Genomic DNA, 21544 nt, shown 5'->3' on the forward strand with positions numbered 1-21544 from the left:
AAACAACCGCCCGGAGAAACTGGGCGGTTGTTTGAAGATTCAATATGAAGGAAATAGAATAGCTACCGCTTCCGCACTGCCACGCTGACCACACCGTAGCGATACAGCACCTTACGGCCGAACCAGTTGAACAACCGGTCGGTGAAAAAGCCCATAAATCCAAGGCAGAACAGCCCAACAAAAATCCAGTCCGTGCGGAAAAACAGCCGCGAATTCCAGATCAGATAGCCTACGCCTTCGTTCGAAGCGATCATTTCAGCACCGATAATCGCCATGTAGGAGGTTCCCATCGCCAGACGTACGCCGGTAAAAATATACGGAGTCGTAGCCGGAACAATAACATGCAGCAGAATTTGCCATTCACTTGCGCCCATGCTGCGTGCCGAACGGATTTTATCCTCTTCCACAGACACCACCCCGGTCAGCGTATTCAACACCACAATAAAAAATGTCGCGTACATGATCAGCGCGATCTTCGATTGCTCTCCGATGCCGAACCAGACCAGAAACAGCGTAATGAAGGCGATCGGCGGAATAAAACGGATAAAATTCAGAAACGGCTCCGCAAAAATACGGATTACATGGACTTTGCCGATTACAAGTCCTACAGGGATAGCAATCAGACTGCCCAGCACCCAGCCGACCAGCACCCGGTAGAAGCTGATGCCGATATATTTCATCAAGGTACCGTCACTAATCAGCTCCCGCCCGCCTTTAAGTGTAGCCCACGGTCCGGGGATCACATCAGGTCCATAGAGCACTGCACCCAATTGCCAGATCGCCAGTGCGGCCAACCACAGCAAAGTGACGGAGACCCATTTTTTCTCTATCCATTTCATCATGCTTCACACCCTATCCTATTCTTCGAAACGGCCTTGAATTTGGTTGTACAGCGAGTAGAACTCCGGTGATGCCACATCTCGCGGATAGGAGAGCGTGTTGTCGTAAATATCCGTAATATTGGAGGATGGACCTACGGACATAATGCCGATCCGTTCACCGAGCAGCAGCGCCTCTTGAATATCATGGGTGACGAAAATAATAGTCTTGTGCGTCTCACGCCAAATATTGACCAGTTCCTTCTGCATCGTCCGCCGTGTCATCGCATCCAGCGCACCGAACGGCTCATCCATCAGCAGGATGGCAGGATCGTTCGCAAGCACGCGTGCCAGCTGCACCCGCTGCTTCATGCCGCCCGAGAGCTCTTTGGGATACTTCTCCTCATGACCCTTCAATCCGACAAGCCCGATATAGCGGTCCGAAATTGTGCACCGCTCCGGCTTCGGTGTCTTTTTCATCCGCAGCCCAAATTCCACATTCTCACGCACCGTCAGCCACGGGAACAAGGAGGAGTCTGCCTGCTGGAATACAACTGCGCGGTCCCGGTCGGGTCTATCCACTTCAACATTGTCCACTCTGAGGTTTCCTCCGGATTTGGAGATAAACCCGGCAATCATATTCAGCAGCGTCGATTTCCCGCAGCCGCTCGGTCCGAGCAGAACAAAAAACTCCCCGCCTTTAATGACCAGATTCACATCTTTGATAATGTAATGGACGTCTCCGGCTGCAGGCTCGCTGTAGCTTTTGCGAAGCTGCTCGATATGAATGGCATTCTGCTTGGCAGTTAAGGCCATATGGACACCTCCTAAAAGTTTTGTATGCATAGGGCTCCTCGGTCAGCCTTGGTCAGAACTGGCTTCAGAACCCGCTTCATAAGAGCATGTTATTTGCCGTAGGTTACTGCATCCGGCAAAGCCCTCTTCAGCGGCTCCAGATTGAGCTTGCTGTCCAGGTCAAAATCCTGTGCGATGATCCCCGTCTCGACCATGTATTTCTTCTGGCCTGCCAAGCTGTCATAGGCAGCCTGTGTAAAACCAACCTCCCATGGGTTTACAGGCAGATCCTTCAGCGTATTTTCTCTCGGCTGCTTCACTTCCTCGTACATGAGATCCGCCACTTCATCTGGATGCTCCTGGGCATAGTCTGACGCTTCAGCAACAGCCGCCAGGAATCCTCCGATCACATCCGGCTTTGCCTCCAGAAGTTCATTGCCGGCCACAATTCCTGTACCCAGCCGCACTGGAGTTTTGGACATGTCAGTTAACTGGTGTACACCTTCCAAGGCATTCAGCTTATCTTCCAATGCTGAACCGATGACCCAGGTGGCATCAATATCTCCTTGCTTCAGGGCAATAAAGGCTTCGTCAAAAGCCCCCTGCCCGGTAAGCTTCACATCACTTAACGCGATGCCCTGCTCCTTCAGGTATTCATCCCACAGATACGGCAGGAAGGTTCCGCGCAGGAAGCTAAGATTCTTGCCTTTCAGATCGGCGGCACTCTGGATCTCATCCCTCACGTACAGCTTCCAAGCCGCCGCAGCCTGATCGGTAGCCAGACCGGCAGAAGCAATAATCGAATATTCGCCTTTGGAAATAGCGTTCAGCAGCGGGAAGTCAGCGCCGTAGGCTACATCCACCTGCTTGATGAAAAGAGCATTCACACCCTCTGCGGGGGTGCCAAAGTTGACAATTTCCGCGTCGATTCCATGATTTTTGAAGAAACCTTTATTTAGAGCTACACGGAAGGTCGGATTGGAATTCGTGTCGGCAATCTTGATTTTCACGGTCTTCTCCTTGCTGCCGGATGATCCCTCAGACGCGGCGGCATCCCCCTTGGAACTGCAGCCTGACATAAAAATTACGAAAGATAAGGATAAGAGCAGAAAAGCAGAACCATACCAGGATTTTTTCAAGTAAACACACCTCTTCATTTTCGAATTAATCTATCTCGCTCTCTGAACAGCGCTCTCATCAGCGGTAGCCACACAAGCAGCTCCTTCTACAAACGGCAGGGTTGTCGCTACACTTACTACAGAATCCGAGCCCTTCGGCGCTGCACCAGGCACTCTGAAGGTGGTCACATCTATTGGTTCAATCGCAATTTCCTTCGGCTCCTCCAATTGCGGCACCCATGCATACGGCAGCCGGTAGGAACGGTAGACCATATTCGTGTTTCGGCGGTCGGTAAATGGCGAGACATACTCCCAGACCAGCTCATACTCCGCAGTAACCTCAAACAATCTGCCGTTCGATCCTTCTGTAATCAGCGTGTTTCCATTGGCTAGCCGCTGGGCCGAGCTGATATAAGGACTGTAAAATTTATAGGAATCCGTCGGAACTGAGAATCCGGCCTCTGCCGAAGTGTATTGCCATACGACCTCTAACGTTACGGGATCAATCTCCAGGATACGGGAGTGATCGCGCACCGCATTCTTCTGCCCGAAAGATGATGCCGGATTCGGCAGACCGTAACCGCCCCAGCCGCCGTTGTCGAATACGAGAAGATTGCCTTCACCCGGCAGCCCTTTTGGAATAATGTGAGCGTGATGCTGGCCGATAATCCATCCGATATGCTTCACTTCAGGGAGAGAATAGTCCGGTCCGAGCCGCCAGACAATAGCACCTGTTTTCCTGTCCGTAATCGCGATGATGTTCGCTTCCCGGGCATCCCAGATGACGTTATCCGGGTGAAACCGTTCGTCTCCATTATCATAGAACTTGTTCAGCCCCACGTACGATGCAGAGTTGATATGCAACCAGTCGCCTACGCCGCCGCCGAGATTGCCGAAAGAACGCGTGTTAGGGTCGCGGAACAGGACATTACGGGCCGCTTCGTCAAAGCCCAGTTCAGCAAAGTGATCGCTGGCCTTCCACTCCCAGATCATTTTGCCTTCCCAATCCACTTCAAGAATGGTGTCATCCAGCAGCTCTTTGTTGGAGATGATTTCGTTGTGCAGGTTCTTATGGGCGAGAATTAATGTCTTGCCGCTGCTTACCTTAGGCTCAAGCCCCGGAGCGTAATAGCCGACCGGATTACCTTCCCGCTGGTAATCGTGGTGCTGGCGGGCATACCACAGCGGCTCATAGCCGGGATCTTCAATATGCTCATAGCTGTTGTACTTCCAGACGATATTGCCATCCCAATCGACCTGCACCAGATCCACATTATCCTGAATGCCAAACTTCGGATCTCTCCGGCCCGTGCTGCCTAGTACATAACCTCCGGGGAGGATTTTGGCCGGAAAGCCAAGCAGCCCCTGCCACAGATGAACCTCTTTGCCGTTCATGTCGATCAGCACTACACCTTCTTCACCCGCCTGAAATACCGTGTAGCCGCTCCACGCCTTGGCCGGATTGTACACTGTTGCTCCTGTTGGATAAACTGTTGAATGTCCCATAATCATCTCTCCTTAAAGTTTTGTGTATATTGGCTTCCTGAATCGGCTTCGAACAAAACTGTCTTCGGAAGCATTTGCTTAAGTTTTGTGTGTATACACTTCCTGAGTCACTTCGAACAAAACTGTCTTCGGAAGCATAGACATTATTTTCTCAGTAACTAAGATATTTGCTCTCTGTCGCGGTTCTCGGCGGCTTCAGTTCAGGGCTGGCAGGAACGGGGGGCTCGGCATTCTGCTGCGCCAGCTCCAGCAGCGTATCCGAGAATCCCTCCAGATTGCTGATGATCCGTTCATAAAAGCGGCTCTGCAGCTCAAGCTCCTCCTCCGTGAAGCCCTCGAACAGAAGCGTGATACATCGGGCCCCGATGTTGCTGTTGCGCTCGGCCACTTCCCTGCCCTTGGCTGTAATATCGAGTAATACGGTTCTGCGGTCATCTTCCTTGCGCCTGCGCACTGTATACCCGCCGGCCTCCAGCTTATCGCTTAGTGCAGTAATCGCACCGGAGGTGAAATCGAGCTGCCCGGCCAGATCGCCAAGCCGCTGCTCACCCTCGCGGATGATTTTGTGCAGAATCAGCATACCCGGCAAGGTAATCCCCGCAACACTTACACGGTCACGCTCCTTCACAAACCTGCGCACCATTTTGCGGAACAGATAATCCGCCTCTTCCAGCTTCTCCCATTGTTCTTCCGTCATGCTCTCCCTACTTCCCCTCCATCAGCCAACAAAAAAAGACTCCCGGCACACTCCCCCATAGGGAGATCATGCGGGAGCCTTTGGCGGTCCAATCGGCTCAGTTAATTATTTCACTGTTCATTTAATGACTGGTGAATTATTGCAGTAATCATAAACCCCTTTAAACCAACCTGTCAAGTGAGGATTTGAAGAAAATAAAAAGCATCCCTCAGGATGCCCCGTCCTTCATATTAAGTTAACCGGATCACGTAAGTTATGAACTGGTAAGCATTATCCTTCAAAATACCGGAAGAAGCGAGCAGCTTCTTCCCGGAAGGGCTCCAGCGCAGCTGGTCGGCCACTTCAATGTCAGCCAGAACCGGTGTTTGTTCGCCCGTTTCCACTTCGGTGATAAATAAACCATCCTGGCCCGGAGCAGCGTTTCCGGCAGTCAATGCATAAGCCAGCTTGCTGCCGTCCGGGGACCAGCTGGTTCCGAATATTTGCTGCGCCGAAGCTAGTGTTGACTGCTCATTGCCCTCCGTATCGCAGAGAACCAGGACCATCTCTCCCGGCTTGGTCCGTTTTACAATAGCCAGCCTGCTCCCGTCCGGTGAAGGAATGACCCACATGACACTTTTCTTCAGCAGCTTGGATTGCTTCGTTTCGGTATTATAAGCGTTCAACTCCTCTTCTTCACCTGTGACGTAATAGACTTGGCTTCCCGACTGCACCACCTCATGAACATACCCCGCACCGGGCTTAACCACAATTTCTTGATCACCATTCAGATCGGCACTTAGGATATTGCCCTCCATATCGGGAAAAAGAATCAGCCCGTTACCCATCCATTTCCCCTCTTCGCTCCTGAACTGCGTATCGTCCACCTGTACGGATACTCCGGTCTCCAGATTCATAATGTAGCCAAAGCCGGTGAAATCCTCCAACTCTTTGTAGAGAAGATGCTTCTTGTCTGGAGACAGCAGGGCCGAGCCGTAATTCTTCTCCCCTACCAGGAGCGGAGTATCCTCACCCGTGGAAAGGTTATGCAGATAGAGATTATGAGGATAACGTTTCTGGCCCTCAACCGTCTGTGCAGGAAGCTGGCGGTTCTCCTTATCCACAACGAGGCTGTCTTCACTGACAAAATCCATTCCACGGACGTTCTCCACCTTGTCAATGCCCTCCAGCTCCAGCTTCGTGTAGACTGATTCGCTGGTATTGTCCAGAACGGTGATCTTCTGGCCGGATTTCTCTATGACCTGCCGGGACTCCGTTTCGCCCGTATTGCAAGCCGCCGTGGACAACAGTACTGTTGTGCACACCAGAAGTAGCGCCGCCTTGCCCGGCTTTCCGCCTATCTTTGCTGCCATGATCGTTCCCCCTACAAGCTTAAGTTGCTCCAAGCATACCGGAAGAGTATTTCCAAAGCGCCTCCGGATGTTTCCAAATTGTAAATTAAGAGACCCTCGGAAAAGACAGTTCAAATGCCGTCCCTTCCCCTTCAGTCTCCAGCAGGGTAATGGTTCCGTTCTGCTTCTCCACCAGATTGCGCACCAAGGACAGGCCCAGGCCAGTCCCGCCTGAGGCTCTGGAACGGTCACGGTTGACCGTGAAGAAGGGTTCAAAAATCTTGTCGTAGGCCTCGGGAGGAATCCCGATACCGGAATCCTTGATGGTGATCCATACCCGCTGGTCCCGGACCTCGCTATGAAGATGAACGCTCCCTTGCGGGACATTATATTTGATCGCATTGTCGAGCAGATTGATAAAGATATGCATAAAGCTCTCCTTATCAATCCAGATATGGGCGGGCTCGGCATCCAGCGTAATCGTAATCCCGTAGCGCTCCGCCTTGCCGTTCATACGCCCGCAAATATCCTCCAGGCTCCCAGCCACCTCCAGCAGTTCTGCCTGTGACTCGAAATCGTATTTCTCCAGCGCCGTCAGCTGCAGCACCTTCTCAACCATCTCATACAGCCGCTCAGTTTCTTTGGAAATATTTAGCTTGGCATCAAACAACAGCTTGGGATCATCGTCATACATATTCAGCAGGTCTACATAAGCTTTTATAGAGGTCAGCGGCGTCTTGAATTCATGGCTGATATTACCGATATACTGCTTCTGCTGCTGCTCCAGCGCCTGCAGCTTGGTGACGGCCAGCTGCAGCTTGCGCTGCTCCTCATCCTTCGCGGCAATGCTGCTCTCAATCTCGCGGCTCATGAAGTAAATGCCTTCAGCCAGCTCGCCCAGCTCATCTTTCCGCTTTACTGGTGGAGCAGAGATATATTCGGCGCGGCGGATCGACTCCGCCGCTTTCTTAAGCCGCCCGATCGCCGCAGCGGCACGGTTGAAATATAGATAGCCGACGATGAAGCTGAGCACCAGCACCGCCGCACCGGTCGTCAGGAACAGGTTCTGTAAGGTTTGCTGGAAGCTTTGGGCGCTCTTCAGCGAATACTGCAGCTGCACAACACCCATCTGCTTCTCCGGTCCTTGCACAGGAGCCAGATAAAGCAGCTTATCATCCGCTGCGTTCTGGTAGGCAATTTTATTCTGCAACGCATAAGCCAGCGCACCGGAGACATCCTGCCCTGCCGGGGCAGTCTCTCCTTGGACCGAGCTGCCAACGACCTGCCCAGCCGCATCGTAAAGTGTGACTTCCAGGCCGGTGAACCCGGCCAGCTCCACAGCCAGTGATCTGCCCCGCTGCTGCATGAATGCCTGCGGTTCGAGACGGGCACCCGTATAATACGTCTGCTTCACCCGTAGATTCACTGTTTTGACATGCTGGTCCAGGTAGTCTTCAGCCTGCAGCTGCTGGTTCCTGGCTACACCTTGCAGCACAAAATAACTCAGCACACTTACAGCCAGAATGAGCAGTACGGCCAGGAACAGGCTGAATTTCAGCTTGATGCTGATCCTCATGGGTAACTCCCGGCAGGAATGGCTTTATAGCCGACCCCATAGACGGTTTGCAGCACATTCTGGTACGGCTCACCCAGCTTTTTGCGCAGCCGCTGGATATGTATGTCCACCGTACGCGTGCCTCCGGCGTAATCCATTTCCCATACCTGTTCCAGCAGCTCTTCGCGCATATAGACACGCTGCGGATGGGACAGCAGGAGAAGCAGCAGATCAAATTCTTTTGGCGTCAGCTCAAGCTGCTGCCCGTCAAGCTCGGCGCTTCGCCGTCCGGGATACACGCGCAGCGCCCCATATTCGATAATCTCGCCCGGAGTCTCTCCGCCTTGTTTGTCCAGCCTGCGCAAGAGCGCCTTGACACGGGCCAGCAGCTCACGGATTTCGAACGGCTTGGTCATATAATCATCCGCACCCAGTTCCAGGCCGACGATTTTATCAACGATATCATTTTTGACGGTCAACAGAATAATCCCGATGTCCTTCCGGTTCTCCAGCCTGCGGCATACATCGTATCCGCTCAGCTTCGGCATCATCACATCCAGCACCATGGCATTCGGCCGGAAGGTCAACACCTTGCCAAGCGCCTCTTCGCCGTCAGCGGCGGTGTCCACCTCGTAACCTTCACGGCGGAGCGCATAGGCAATCGCACTAACAATGCCCGGCTCGTCATCGACAACAAGCACTTTTTTAGCCATCTTCGGTTCACCTTCACGCTTCCGGTTTAATTATTTCTTGGCCAATTGTTCTAGTTGTAGTATACCTTTGTTCGCCTGTTTGACCAAAATCCTTGCCTGCTTCCAAAAAAACGAACCCGCTTGCCAATTTAAACGTAGTATCCGTCAGGAGCCCAATTTTTAGGTTATCTTAAACCAGACTTAAGCTTAGCCTCAGCTTCACCGTTTACAATAAGCTTAAGCTAAAGTCCTAATTACCGTAACCTACGCCCCTTGATTCATATAACATTACACTTAAAGTGAGGATGACACTGATGAATATAAAAGATATGAACATTAAACGCATGAACATTAAACGGGTGATGATTGTCGGAACGATGATTGTAGCCATGTCCTTCGGAGGAACCACTTGGGTCAAGCCAGCTGCAGCCGCAGCCGCTCCGGTCGCCAAATGGTCCACTTCTACCAATGTGGCAGACAAAGATGAATTACTGGAGGCACTGAATCAATCCTCCGACGAGGAGCTGTACGAGGCACTCTATGACGGGAAGTCCTTACATGATATCGCTGTAGAAAACGGCGGGAATATTGACAGTGTGATTCACCTGCAGGTTGCCCAGCTAACCCAGCAGCTTGATGCCAGACTGGCAAGCGGAAGCATTAGTTCGGAGCAATATACCGCTCAGAAAGCCGAACTCAGCGAACTTGTGGCTCAAAGCGTTCTTACCTCATTTGATTAACAGGAACTACATAACAATTTGAACAAAGAAAAAGTGGCATTCCAACTTTCGTTAAGTAGGAATGCCACTTTTTTATTGTGCCGCAAGGAATCTGACAGGTTATTGAATCTTTTTCGCTTCAATATCCAGAGGTACCTGCTTCTCCCGGGTAATATCCAGAATATCTAAGAAGAAGACAAAGATCGGAATGCCGAGAATAAGTCCCCATACGCCGATATAATGCTCGGAGAACAGCAGCACGATAAAGGTGTAGAACATCGGCAGGTTCATTTTGGAAGACATCAGCTTCGGGTTGAGGAAATAGCCTTCTACAAAATGCAGTACTGCAATCATCGCCAGCACATAGATCGTCATTTCCAGCCCGCCGATGCTATAGCCGATAATGCAGAGCGGAATCAGGGAGATGACAAAGCCTACAACCGGGATCAGACTGAGCATGAAGATCATGATCGACAGCGCGAAGAGGTACGGGAAGCCAAGAATCCACAGCCCGATGACCGTGAAGAAAGTATTGAACAATGCTATCAGAATTTGGGCCTCAATGACTTTGCCGAAGGAGGAGATGAATTTTTTGCCGAAATACTCCAGCTCCACATAGAACCAGGAAATCTTGCTCTCTCTCAGGCGGGAGGTAAAACTGACAATCCGGTTCTTCTCCAGGATGAAAACAAAGCTCAGAATGGTTGACAATACGAAGGTTGTGCCCCAATTGCTGATCTTGAGCACATAATCAATGCCGCTCTTCATATAGGACTCATAGTTCAAATCCTTCAGCATGTTAAATAAATACTGCATAATCTCATTCTGCGGAATATCTTCAGAGGTTAAGGTGCTGAGAAAATTGGTTAATTGCTTAATTTGCTCAAAAACCTTGGGCAGATATTTGACGAGGGCCATCACGATCATGCTGATTAAAGCGAGATATAAGATGATAATAATAACCTTACTGTTCACCTTAACAAATCTACTGGTCCGCTTGGTCAGCAATACCTGAAAGCTGTTCATTACATAAGCAATCAAAAACGTCAGCAGCACCAAATTCAGCATGTCTCGAATACTGTACAGCAACAGTGCGATCAGCGCCAGAATCAAAAACCGCCGGGCTGTTAAATTCGCGTAGTAACGCTTGAATACTTCCATTGTTCCTCTCCATTCGCTTGCAATTAGGACTTTTACTTATAGTCTACAGTAATGAAATCACTTATAGCAACTTGGAGGGCTTCTAAATTACGCGGAAATACAAACTTTATGTCAACTTATCATAGCCGAGCCTTTATTATGCTATAATGTGGAAAATAATCGCTAAATCCGCAGAATTATTTCTGCCACTGGAGGTCTTTATCTTATGGGAAAAATCATCTGTATTACCGGAGCCTCATCCGGAGTTGGCCTGGCCTCGGCCTTGAAGTTCGCACGTGAAGGCTGGATCGTCTACGCTGGTACACGAAACCCCGCACACGATCAGGAACAGTACCGTGGAGAGAGCAATCTTCATTTTGTGGAGCTGGAGGTTACGAAGCCGGAATCGGTTCAGGCTGTGATCGAGCGGATTGATCAGGAGCAGGGCCAACTTGATGTGTTGTTTGCCAATGCGGGCTTTGGCTATCTCCGGGCGCTTGGACAAGCACCGCTGGAGGACATTCAAAAGGTGTTCGACACTAACGTATATGGCGTCATGCATACGATTCGGGCCGCGCTGCCGCTGTTGCGCCGCACCGGGTATGGACACATTGTAGCCACTTCAAGCGTCGGCGGACTGGTTGGCCAGCCGATGAACGAGATCTATTGCGCAAGCAAGTTCGCGGTGGAGGGCTTGCTGGAAAGTCTGGCTACCTACTACAAGCCGCAGTTCAATATTGATGTCACGCTGCTTGAGCCTGGAGCCATCGCCACTGAATTCAACAAGACCGTGCTCGGTCATGTAGCCGACACCGGAGGAATTCTGGAGGACGAATATAAGCCGGTTCTTGATGCCTATACCGCGACATTCCTGCAGCGGAACGTGGTGCCGCAGACCGCTGCTTCTGTAGCGGACGTCATGTGGGACCTGGTGCATATGGAAACCAAGCCGCTGCGGATCCGCACCTCGGAACAGGCGGAAGCCTTCGTCACCCGCAAGATAAGCACAGACCCTACCGGACTCGAAGGTGTGCTCAACACCCGCAAGATCCAGCTCAATCTATAAACGGCTTGAAAGAGGAGCTGGCTCTAAACTGCGTTTCCGGTCTTCAAGTCTGACCGGCAGTTTCAGCCAGCTCCTTCTCTATCAGCTCCCTGTTGCACAGTCCATCACCCGTATGCCCCGGCGCAACATAGCCGTCAGCACCTTATCTCCGAATACTAGCGTTTGCCCATCCTGTAACACCAGCGCTTTTCGATTGTAACACTGATTCCCCTCCTAGCCCGGATTAACGTTTCTATTTCATATTATATTTCAACAAAAAAAGATTGCCCCGGCAGAGCGCCGGGCACAATCTTCTCTGATGTCGATAAAACTTTATGAATGCCTTGTACCCCGTTTACCGCTGGATCGGCTCGATCCGGTATACTCCGGCCTCAGCCTGTCCAGAAATCATCTGCCATCCGAAGGAGAGCACCGCTTCCAGACGGCTTTTCTCAGTGTCCAACAGAGCCACCTCCACCGCTTCCTTGCCTTCCTCCAGCTCAAGCTTCGCCTCTTTGCCGAGGGCTACAGCAATCCAGCTGCGAATCCCGCGAATGGTATTGTACTTGATCTGGTAGCCATCCGTTACCGCACGGCGGTACTCCTCCGGCTGCTCCGCAGCGAAAGCTGCCAATTGCTGATAGTCAAAATGGAATTCACTCTCGTCCACCGGCAGCTCTCCACCGGAGGTTATTCCGAGCAGTTGCCCGCTCTCCCAACCCAAGGACCGCAGCGATTCCAGCAGCAGCGCATCCCATTGCGATAATTTAACTTTGCCCGATGTTTCTGTCATTGTATGACCTCCCTCCAGTAATAACACCATTAACTCAGCCTATCCTTATTTCAAATCATAGCACAGCTGCCCTTTATTCCGCGAAGTCGTAGGCCACAAAGTGGCCTGGGCTCACTTCCTGCAGCTTGACGGCTTCACCCTCGCCGCGCGAGACAGAGAAGCCGTCCAGATGAATTCTCTGATTCACCTTCATTGGGTCAGTCTCCAGAATGGAAGACAGCAACGCTTTGGTATACGGATGAATTGGGTTGTCGTACAGCTCATCGCTCTCCGCAACCTCGACAAGGCGTCCGCCGTACATGACGCCGATCCGGTCGGAAATATGCCGGACCATCGACAGATCATGGGCGATGAAGAGATACGTCAGTCCGAATTCGGACTGCAAATCCTCCAGCATATTGACGACTTGAGCTTGGACGGAGACGTCGAGCGCCGAAATCGGCTCGTCACAGACGACAAATTCAGGGCGCACGGAAAGCGCTCTGGCGATGGAAATCCGCTGGCGCTGGCCGCCGCTGAACTCATGAGGGAAGCGGTACAAATGATCTCTCTTGAGTCCTACCTTCTCCAGCAGCGAGGCCACCGCTTCTTTGCGTTCTTCACCTTGGTGCACGCCATGGATTTTCATCGGCTCGCTGATCAGCTCCAGCACATTCAGACTGGGATTCAACGAGGAATACGGATCCTGAAAGATCGACTGAATCCGTCTGCGGAAAGGCTTTAGCTGCTTCTCGCTAAGAGAGCCGAGCGACTGGCCGTCAAATGACACCCCGCCGCCTGTATAATCATATAGCCGGAGCAGGCAGCGTCCTACCGTCGACTTTCCGCTGCCCGATTCTCCGACCAGTCCGAAGGTTTCGCCCCGGCGGATTTGGAAGCTGACGCCGTCGACTGCTTTCAGCACGGCGGTGTCGCGTCCGCGCATATCTTTGCCTTTGGAGAAATGCTTCTTGAGATTGTTCACATCCACCAGCACATCGCTTTTACTCACAGGGCTTCCCCTCCTTCCGCACGAACTGCAGCAGCTTCCGGCGCGCCTTCCGCCAGCCAGCACATGGAGCGGTGGCCCGGAGACAGCTCGGTTACCGGAGGCCGCTCGCTGCAGCGGGCAAAGGCATGCGGGCAGCGTTCCATGAACGGGCAGCCCGGCGGCGGATTCAGCAGATCCGGCGGCGTGCCCTCAATTGGAATAAGCCGCTCGCGCGAGCCGCCGCCACGTTTCGGGATCGAGCGCAGCAGGCCCTGGGTATAGGGATGCTGGGGGCGGTAGAAGATATCCTGGACCGTCCCCTCTTCCATAATAAGCCCACCGTACATCACGATAACCCGGGTGCAGACCTGAGCTACCACACCGAGATCATGGGTAATCAGCGCGACAGCGGTCTCCGATCTTCCCTTCAGCTCTTTAAACAGGTCAAGAATCTGCGCCTGGATCGTTGCATCCAGCGCGGTTGTCGGCTCGTCGGCAATCAGCAGCTCCGGCTGGCAGGAGAGCGCCATGGCGATCATTACCCGCTGCCGCATTCCTCCGCTGAATTCATGCGGATACTGCTTCAGCCGCTGCTCCGGATCACGGATGCCCACTTGGCGCAGCATATCCGCCGCTTCGGCGTAAGCCGCCTCTTTATTCAATCCGCGGTGTCTGCGGATGACTTCCGTTAATTGCTGCCCGATTCGCTTGACCGGATTCAGCGAGGTCATCGGGTCCTGAAAGACCATGGCGATCCGGTTGCCGCGCAGCTTGCGCCAATGCTTCTCCGAGAGCCCGTTCAGATTCTCGCCGCGGAACTCAATATTTCCGGCGGTAATGCGGCCCGGAGGTGTAATCAAGGACATAATTGCCTTGGCCGTGACACTTTTACCACTGCCGGATTCCCCGACGATTCCCACGGTTTCACCGGCATCTATATGAAAGCTGACTCCCCGGACCGCCTGGTTCTCCCCATCGCGGGTAGAGAACGATACTTGCAAATCCTCAACAGACAGCAGCCTCTGCGTCATGATGTCTTCACTCTCCTATCTCCGGATCAGCTTTGGTTCAAAGCCGACCCGCAAAATATCACCCAGCACATTAAAGCTCAGTACGGTTAACAAAATCATCAGCCCGGGAAACAACGCCAAGTAAGGCGCCTGGGCAATATAGCCCTGCGCGCTGTTCAGCATGCTGCCCCAGGTGGCATGCGGCGGCTGTACGCCGAAGCCGAGAAAGCTCAGCGAGGATTCCATCATAATGGCCGAAGCAATGTTGTTCGTTGCTCCTACAATAATGACCGGCACCAGGCCGGGAAGAATATGCCGCCAGATAATGCCTGTGGCGCTTTGTCCCGACGCCTTGGCGTACAGCACATATTCGCGTTCCTTGATCGTCATCGCCTCCGCACGGATAACCCGGGCTACATTCATCCACATCAGGAGCGCAATAATGATGATAATATTGCTGACGCTTGGTTTCAGAAACACGCTGAGCAGCAGCAGAATCAGGAAGGAAGGAATCGACATGATAACATCCAGCATACGCATCAGGAGATTATCCAGCCAGCCGCCGAAATAGCCGCTGATTACGCCCACTGTTACCCCAATGACGGTTGCCACAATCATCGAGGCGAAGCCGACCAGCAGGGACACGCGGCCGCCGTACAACGCTCTGGCCAGATAATCCCGGCCATAATCATCCGTTCCAAACCAATGGGCGGCCCCCGGCGGAGTTAGTCTCGCCATCGCATCCATTGCATTGGGATCATAGCCGGACAGGAAGGCGAAAATGGCTCCAAGGGTAAATACAATCAATATTACGAGAGCGGCGACACCCAGACCGTTCGTAAACAGCTCCGATTTTAGATTTTTCCATTTACTGCGATTCATGAGGTCACCCCTTTAATTTAATTCTCGGATCAACGAAGCTGTAGAGAATATCCGCCACCAGATTGCCGATAATCAGCATCAGGGAAGAGAATAGCGTGATCCCCATAATGACCGGGTAATCCATTCCCTTGACTGCCGTCATTCCCAGCGACCCGATGCCCGGCCAGGAAAATACCGTCTCCGTCACGATGGCCCCTGCCACCAGATCGCCCATGGACATGCCAAGCAGCGTAATTACAGGCAACAGCACATGCTTCATGACATGACGGAACAGTATCGTCGACTTCTTCGAGCCAAAAGCATACTGAATCTGCACATATTCCTCTTTCAGCTGACCGATAGTGCTGGAGCGGATGTAGCGCACGTACGTGGCGAGAAAACCAAAAGCCAGAACAGAGCAGGGCAAAATCCCGTGCTTCAGCACATCAACCGCCGATTCCACACCAATCGTACGCATCCCCATACTCGGCAGCAGATGCAGTTTAATGGCAAATAAGTACATTAGCAAAATGGCCAGCCAGAATAATGGCACCGAAATCCCGATGTAGGAGATAAAATTAATCAGCTTGTCGGCCCAGCGGTTGCGGTTCGCACCGGCAATCAGGCCAAGGGGAATCGCCAGCAGCACCGCAAGCAGGATCGCACTGCCCATCAGTCCGGCTGTCGCCGGCAAACGGTCCAGAATTTGATCCAATACCGGCTGATGGTTGACCAGGGAATACCCGAAGTCGCCCTGGGCGATTTCTTTGATCCAGATAAAATATTGAATATACGCCGGCTTATCCAGCCCCAGGTTATGGCGGATGCGCTCGATATCATCGGCATGCATATTCGGTGTTACAAAGGACAGCACCGGATCTCCCGGAGCCAGCTTGATCATCGTAAAGCAGACAACCGACACGAAGAACAACATCGGGATCGTTTGCAGCAGTCTACGAAAAATGAGTTGTCTCATACGCATATTCTCCCAGCTCTTGATCAGCAAAAAATAAGCTGGATGTCCAGCTTATTTTTTGCCGTACTTATTTTTCGCTGCGCTTTATTTCAAATAGATTTTGGACAAATCTTCGAAAATAACGACAGGCTTCAGAACAGCTTCTTCAATTCCGCCATAGGCGTTGGACACGGCTACAACAGTTTTAGTATAAGCGATTGGGTAGATCGGCGCATCTTCAGCAACAATTTGCTGTGCTTTCTTGTAGATCTCGCCGCGTTTGGCTGTGTCAGCCTCGCCGGCTCCATCCTTCAGCAACTGGTCAACCTCTGGATTCGCATAATGCGAGTAGTTGGAGGAAGCGCCCGAAGTGAACAGGATGCGGTAAGCATCGGGATCATATCCCATGATATATCCGGTCAATGCCAGCTCGTAGTCCTTAGCCTTCAGGTCAATAAACTTCTGCACCCAGGCTGAGGAATCCATATTCTGCAATTCAACCTCTACGCCGACCGCTTTTAGCTTCTGCTGTACATACAGGGAGATGGCTTCCTGTGTCTTGTTGCCGCTTTGCACAATATATCTCAGCTTGAGGTTGCTGACCCCAGCCGCCTCCAGCAGTTCCTTTGCTTTGGCGACATCATTGTCATACGTAGTCACGTCATTGGTGAAGTATAGCGCGTCCGGAGTCAGGAATGACTTCGCCGGATCGGCATATTCACTGGAAGTGTATGCCGTTTGAATCAGTTCATCACGGCTAAGCGCCAGGGACAGAGCTTGACGTACTTCTTTTTTAGCCAGAACACCTGTGTCGCTGTTGGCATTGAACATCAGATAAGCCAGGCGGCCTTCACTGTAAGGCAGGATCTGAAAATTATTTGTAGCCTGGATAGTCGCTACATCCTTTGGATCCAGGTACTGCACGTTGATCTCGCCATTCTGCAGGGCAAGGTTGGCAGCGTTCGTATCCTTGGCAATCCGGTAAGTTACGGAATCCAGGTGCGGCTTACCGCCGAAATAGTTATCAAATCTTTCCAGTGTAAGATACTCACCGGCTTTATACTCTTTAAACTTGAATGGGCCCGAACCTACAGGAGAGGCGTTTTTGGTGCTTTTCTCCAGATCGGTTTCATTCTCAAAGATATGCTTTGGAATCGGGAACACCTGCACCAGTGCAGCTTCGAAAGCCGGGCTGACTTGTGGCAGCTGGAATTCTACAGTCACATCATCCACCTTCACCGCTTTGACCGGCTTGTCGCCGATAACAAAGCTGGCTCTGAGGAAGCTGTTCTGTGCCTCATCCAAAATGCTGTCAATGGTAAACACTACGTCGTCCGCTGTCAGCTTCTCTCCGTCATGCCAGGTGAGCCCGCTTTTCAGCTTCAGTGTATAAGTAAGATTATCGGCCGAAGGCGTAAGGCTGTCCGCCAGATAAAATGTTTTCTCTCCGTTATTAACCTGGAACAACGGGGCATACAGCGCCTGGTCAATCGTCAGGCTGACCCGGTCACCTGCATAGTTCGGATTAAGCACTACCGGATCGGAAGCCACCCCGATAATCAGGTTCCCGCCGTCTTTGGGTTCACCTGCCGCAGGCTGCTGCGAGGCGTCCGGTGACTGGCTTGCATTTGTTGATGCTGCGTTATTCCCCCCGGAGCACGCACTGATCATAACCGTTAACAATATTAGAACAATAACCCCTGATAATCCTCTACGCATTTGTTTCTCCTCCATGTCTATGAGCAACTTCATTACTTCTTTTATGAATTATATATCGGAATACTCGGAATTACAATGGATGCAATTTCACAATAATGGGAGTTCGAGGGAATCGCCTATAAAGACGGGTAGGGCGTCTAACGATTCCACACCTTAACCTCTGACATGACGTCCCCGCGCTTCAAGGCGTCCACATGCTCCATTCCTGCCGTGACTCTTCCGAACACCGTATGCCAGCGATCTAAATAATCAAACGTATCATAGCAGATAAAAAACTGGCAGCTGCCGGTATTAGGTCCGAAATGAGCCATCGACAAGGCGCCGCGCACATGCTTGTGGGGATTATTCTGCGTTTCACAGGGGATTTTATCGGTGCCTCCACGCCCTGTGCCTTCGGGACACCCGCCCTGAGCTACGAACCCGCGGACTACACGCTGAAAAGTCAGGCCGTTATAAAAGCCGCTGTTCGCCAGCTTTTCAAAATTGGCTACGGTACCCGGGGCTTCCTGCTCATGAAGCTCAAGCTCAATAAATTGTCCTTGCTCCAGCCTGATGGATGCCTGCTTCATGATCTCCCCTCCGGCTCTTCATTTCTATAAGGGCCGCCAATATGGGCAACCGTCTTGGCAGTTTCCTGCGGCGCATAGATCTCCTGTACATCCTCATCCCGCAGCGGCCGGTAGTTCCCCTCCGCATCATGCCAGAACACCTCGGCACGAGGATTCATTGCCAGCAGCAGATTGATCAGCTGTTGTACTTTCAGCGGTGATTTATCCATAGCGATAGTGCCACTCCTCCCGTCAGCCTGCCGACTGCCCGTTGCAGTCTTTAAGCGGTATTGTACAACAGGCTGTCCCCAGACACCAATCCATAAATTCCCACCCCCTATAAAAAATAAGGCTTAGTCTAGTACCTCTCTAAATATATTGAATACATATAATCTAAATCATCTATTTGTAAATCCAAGGGGATGTTCTATTAATGATGACCCTGTACTGGAATGGAAAGCTATGAGCGGACCCCAGACACGCGTACTGCTCGGCAGCCCGATCCACCAAAAACCGCTGATCCTGCACCAATTTCTAAAATCACTGCTGCGCCTGCAGCTTGAAGGTGTTGAGCTGGATTTCTACTTCATTGATGACAATGAGGATGAAGCGTCCAGTTCGCTGCTGCAGGAATTCTCCAAAAGCGCCAATAATGTATTCCTGCAGTCCTCCGGCTTCCGCGATACCTATGTCCGGGATGATCATACCCATTTTTGGAATTCGGGCCTGGTCTGGAAGGTAGCTGGCTTCAAGAACCTGATGATCCGGCGGGCTGAAGCCTTCGGCTATGACTATCTGTTCCTGATCGATTCGGATTTAATCTTGCATCCAGACACGTTACTCCACCTGATCCAGACGCAAAAAGATATTATCTCGGAGGTCTTCTGGACGCAATGGCAGCCGAACACGATGCTGCAGCCGCAGGTCTGGATGCATGACGAGTACAACCAGTGGGAGGCACTTCCGGGGGAGAAGCTTACCCACGAGGAGATCAACCACAGATTTCACGCCTTTCTGGCCAAGCTGCAGCAGCCGGGAATCTATGAGGTTGGCGGCCTTGGCGCCTGCACGCTGATCAGCCGCCGGGCTATCGAGTCCGGGGTAAGCTATGATGTGATCCGGAATATCTCCTACTGGGGCGAAGACCGCCATTTCTGCATCCGGGCCGCCGCTCTGGGCATTCCGCTATATGTCGACACCCACTATCCTGCGCTGCATCTCTACAGGGACAGCGACCTTAGCAAGGTGGAGGATTATATCCGGCTGACGTCACCCGCTCCGGAAGCAGCTGTAGGCGGGACTGATAACGGGACAGATACAGCCGATACGCTGGGAACGATGGGAGGCGCACAAGCTGCCGCTGCACCGGGAGGCGTACAAGAAGCGGAGGCAGTTCCGGGAGTGGTAGAAGAAACGGAGGGTTCTGCGGCACCCGGGGATGTACAACAAACGGAGCCTTCTGCGACACCCGGAGATGTACAACAAACGGAGCCTTCTGCGGCACCCGGAGATGTACAACAAACGGAGCCTTCTGCGGCACCCGGAGATGTACAACAAACGGTGGCGGAGGCTGGCCAAGCTGCAAAAGCCGAGCCGGAAGCGGGATCCGGGGAAACGTTGGTTCATCAGGATTCACCGCAGCACTCTGCTCCGTGGACAGCGGCTGAGGCGAAGGTACGCCTGAGCAAAGACCTGCCGGCACTGCCGGGAGATGAACCCGCTGAGGCAGCGAATCGTACCGCCAATGCCGTCCCGTCGGCGTCTGCTGCCACTGCTTCTCCGGCTGCCAGACGACCAAAGCTGACTCTGACGATGGTCGTCAAAAATGAGAGCCAGCGCTTCCTGCGGCAGATTCTGCAGGAGCATCGCAAGTATATCGACGAAGCCGTCATTATTGACGATGGCAGCACGGATAACACGGCCGATATTTGCCGGGAAGCCCTCCAGGGCATTCCACTCTTTCTTATACACAACACTGTCTCCAAGTTCAGCAATGAGGCGGAGCTGCGCAAGCAGCAGTGGGATGAGGTTGTTAAGAGTGGGCCGGAATGGATCCTGAGCCTGGATGCAGATGAGATTTTTGAGGAAAGGTTTGCCGGGGACATCGACGCCCTGCTGCGGGAGGATGCTTGCGACCTGTTCTGCTTCCGGCTCTATGATTTCTGGGATGATCATCACTACCGTGAAGACAGGTATTGGCGTTCCCACCACAGCTATCGGCCGTTTCTGCTCCGCTACCGCGAGGGTTTCCCCTATATCTGGAATGAATCGCCGCAGCATTGCGGACGGCTGCCGGAGAATATTTTTGAGCTGCCCCATCAATTAAGCAATTTGCGGCTAAAGCATCTCGGCTGGTCCCGGCCAGAATTCAGGCTGGATAAATATTTGCGCTATATGCTGCTTGATCCGGATGGAATATACGGTTGGAAAGAGCAATATGCCTCCATTCTGGAGCAACACCCCAACTTGGTTCCTTGGATAGAGTGAGTGGTAGTATACTGGACCCTATGCGGTTTTTCATGCAAACTTTACTGCACACATCAACTAAACGAAACTATATTCTGCAGCTGCTGACCGTGTTCGTCAGCTTTCTGATCTGCGGCTGTACGAAATACAGCTTGGTACGCTTTTATCGCTAAATTCGCTGGGTTACCTGCTGGCCTGCTCCCTCACCGCTCTATTGATCCGCCGTATCGGCATTAAGGCTGTAAGTTTGATTTACCCTCGCCTCGATGGCCGTTTCGGGCATATTCATCTTCCTCCCGCACTGCTATCCGGCGCTTTCCAGCTCCTTCTTCCTGATATAATATACATCGACAACGGGATGCTGGAAATTGGTCTAGCTGTGCTGGGAGCGTGAATCTTCGTGAAGAATACGGACACAATGATGAATCTGTCCCATTTCTTTTACGGCCTCAGCTCAACAGTAGCACCTGATTGCTCTACCGCCATTTGAAGAAACGCGATCAACTGCTCTAGGGCCGCTGTTGCCCTCAGTTTTCTTGAGTAAAGAGCATTTTTAGTTGAAAGCTTCACCATTATCCTACACCGTTTCAATAGCACAAAAAGAGTGTCCCTCAGCCATTGCTGGTGGACGCTCGTTTTGTGCCGGACTTGGACAATTTGATGCAGCAGAAGCAGTAGATAGCAGTAGATAGCAGTAGATAGCAGTAAATAGCAGCAGATAGCAGTAGATAGCAGTAGATAGCAGTAGATACCCTTAGTCTGCTCCAGTTTTTGCTTCATCAAATGCAATAAATGGATGCCTGCCG

20 protein-coding genes and 1 pseudogene are annotated in these 21544 nt (G+C 52.0%); 4 read left to right on the plus strand and 17 right to left on the minus strand.

Going from position 1 to position 21544, the window contains the following annotated elements; genetic code table 11:
• Nucleotides 1-62: 62 nt before the first annotated feature.
• The 8 genes from AC3WT9_RS24825 to AC3WT9_RS24860 form a co-directional block, all read right to left on the minus strand.
• Nucleotides 63-839 carry an ABC transporter permease gene (locus tag AC3WT9_RS24825; RefSeq protein ID WP_038598357.1) on the minus strand — a complete coding sequence of 259 codons (777 nt, stop codon included), beginning with the start codon at nt 837-839 and terminating at the stop codon, nt 63-65.
• Nucleotides 840-857: 18 nt separating this feature from the next.
• Nucleotides 858-1634 carry an ABC transporter ATP-binding protein gene (locus AC3WT9_RS24830; protein WP_492408002.1) on the minus strand — a complete coding sequence of 259 codons (777 nt, stop codon included), beginning with the start codon at nt 1632-1634 and terminating at the stop codon, nt 858-860.
• A gap of 89 nt (nt 1635-1723) precedes the next feature.
• On the minus strand, nt 1724-2752 hold the full coding sequence (locus tag AC3WT9_RS24835) for an ABC transporter substrate-binding protein (protein WP_341089299.1): 1029 nt from the start codon (nt 2750-2752) through the stop codon (nt 1724-1726).
• 30 nt (nt 2753-2782) lie between these two features.
• The gene (locus tag AC3WT9_RS24840) at nt 2783-4237 is read right to left on the minus strand and encodes an aryl-sulfate sulfotransferase (protein WP_341089298.1); all 1455 of its coding nucleotides are present in this window, start codon (nt 4235-4237) and stop codon (nt 2783-2785) included.
• 151 nt (nt 4238-4388) lie between these two features.
• Entirely contained in the window at nt 4389-4934 is a 546-nt protein-coding gene (locus AC3WT9_RS24845; RefSeq protein WP_341089297.1) for a MarR family winged helix-turn-helix transcriptional regulator, read from the minus strand.
• 230 nt (nt 4935-5164) lie between these two features.
• A complete protein-coding gene (locus tag AC3WT9_RS24850) occupies nt 5165-6286 on the minus strand; it encodes a hypothetical protein (protein WP_341377071.1) in 1122 nt (373 codons plus the stop codon).
• Nucleotides 6287-6371: 85 nt separating this feature from the next.
• Nucleotides 6372-7841, minus strand: coding sequence for a sensor histidine kinase (locus AC3WT9_RS24855; RefSeq protein WP_341377070.1), 1470 nt, complete (start codon nt 7839-7841; stop codon nt 6372-6374).
• The gene (locus AC3WT9_RS24860; protein ID WP_341089293.1) at nt 7838-8533 is read right to left on the minus strand and encodes a response regulator transcription factor; all 696 of its coding nucleotides are present in this window, start codon (nt 8531-8533) and stop codon (nt 7838-7840) included. The genes AC3WT9_RS24855 and AC3WT9_RS24860 overlap by 4 nt, the downstream gene beginning before the upstream one ends.
• Nucleotides 8534-8826: 293 nt before the next feature.
• On the opposite strand from AC3WT9_RS24860, the gene AC3WT9_RS24865 reads away from it, so the two are divergent.
• Nucleotides 8827-9252, plus strand: coding sequence for a hypothetical protein (locus AC3WT9_RS24865; RefSeq protein WP_341089292.1), 426 nt, complete (start codon nt 8827-8829; stop codon nt 9250-9252).
• A gap of 99 nt (nt 9253-9351) precedes the next feature.
• Here AC3WT9_RS24865 and AC3WT9_RS24870 read toward each other — a convergent pair whose 3' ends face one another.
• The gene (locus AC3WT9_RS24870; RefSeq protein WP_038584955.1) at nt 9352-10392 is read right to left on the minus strand and encodes an AI-2E family transporter; all 1041 of its coding nucleotides are present in this window, start codon (nt 10390-10392) and stop codon (nt 9352-9354) included.
• A gap of 205 nt (nt 10393-10597) precedes the next feature.
• On the opposite strand from AC3WT9_RS24870, the gene AC3WT9_RS24875 reads away from it, so the two are divergent.
• Nucleotides 10598-11437, plus strand: a complete 840-nt coding sequence (locus AC3WT9_RS24875; protein ID WP_341377069.1) for an SDR family oxidoreductase — start codon at nt 10598-10600, stop codon at nt 11435-11437.
• Between the two features lie 334 nt (nt 11438-11771).
• Here the strand turns inward: AC3WT9_RS24875 and AC3WT9_RS24880 are convergent, their stop codons facing one another.
• The 8 genes from AC3WT9_RS24880 to AC3WT9_RS24915 form a co-directional block, all read right to left on the minus strand.
• Nucleotides 11772-12209 (minus strand): hypothetical protein, encoded by a 438-nt coding sequence (locus AC3WT9_RS24880; RefSeq protein WP_341089290.1) that lies wholly within the window; start codon nt 12207-12209, stop codon nt 11772-11774.
• Nucleotides 12210-12282: 73 nt separating this feature from the next.
• Nucleotides 12283-13200, minus strand: a complete 918-nt coding sequence (locus AC3WT9_RS24885; protein ID WP_341089288.1) for an ABC transporter ATP-binding protein — start codon at nt 13198-13200, stop codon at nt 12283-12285.
• Complete coding sequence (locus AC3WT9_RS24890; protein WP_341377068.1) at nt 13197-14210, minus strand: ABC transporter ATP-binding protein; 1014 nt, start codon at nt 14208-14210, stop codon at nt 13197-13199. The genes AC3WT9_RS24885 and AC3WT9_RS24890 overlap by 4 nt, the downstream gene beginning before the upstream one ends.
• 15 nt (nt 14211-14225) lie before the next feature.
• Nucleotides 14226-15071 carry an ABC transporter permease gene (locus AC3WT9_RS24895; RefSeq protein ID WP_341377067.1) on the minus strand — a complete coding sequence of 282 codons (846 nt, stop codon included), beginning with the start codon at nt 15069-15071 and terminating at the stop codon, nt 14226-14228.
• A 4-nt stretch (nt 15072-15075) separates the two neighbouring features.
• Nucleotides 15076-16026: an ABC transporter permease gene (locus AC3WT9_RS24900; RefSeq protein WP_076114551.1), complete on the minus strand. Its 951-nt coding sequence runs from the start codon at nt 16024-16026 to the stop codon at nt 15076-15078.
• 84 nt (nt 16027-16110) lie between these two features.
• Nucleotides 16111-17724 carry an ABC transporter substrate-binding protein gene (locus tag AC3WT9_RS24905; protein ID WP_341089283.1) on the minus strand — a complete coding sequence of 538 codons (1614 nt, stop codon included), beginning with the start codon at nt 17722-17724 and terminating at the stop codon, nt 16111-16113.
• A gap of 137 nt (nt 17725-17861) precedes the next feature.
• The gene (locus AC3WT9_RS24910; RefSeq protein WP_341089282.1) at nt 17862-18293 is read right to left on the minus strand and encodes a peptidylprolyl isomerase; all 432 of its coding nucleotides are present in this window, start codon (nt 18291-18293) and stop codon (nt 17862-17864) included.
• Nucleotides 18290-18502 (minus strand): hypothetical protein, encoded by a 213-nt coding sequence (locus AC3WT9_RS24915; RefSeq protein WP_341089281.1) that lies wholly within the window; start codon nt 18500-18502, stop codon nt 18290-18292. Before AC3WT9_RS24915 ends, AC3WT9_RS24910 begins: the two co-directional genes overlap by 4 nt.
• A gap of 232 nt (nt 18503-18734) precedes the next feature.
• Here AC3WT9_RS24915 and AC3WT9_RS24920 point away from each other — a divergent pair, with 232 nt between their 5' ends.
• Complete coding sequence (locus tag AC3WT9_RS24920; protein WP_341377065.1) at nt 18735-20759, plus strand: glycosyltransferase family 2 protein; 2025 nt, start codon at nt 18735-18737, stop codon at nt 20757-20759.
• 106 nt (nt 20760-20865) lie between these two features.
• Nucleotides 20866-21225 (plus strand): annotated as a pseudogene (locus AC3WT9_RS24925) (MFS transporter); the annotation flags it as partial.
• Between the last annotated feature and the right edge of the window lie 319 nt (nt 21226-21544).

The organism is Paenibacillus sp. EB106-06-01-XG199 (assembly GCF_058791575.1).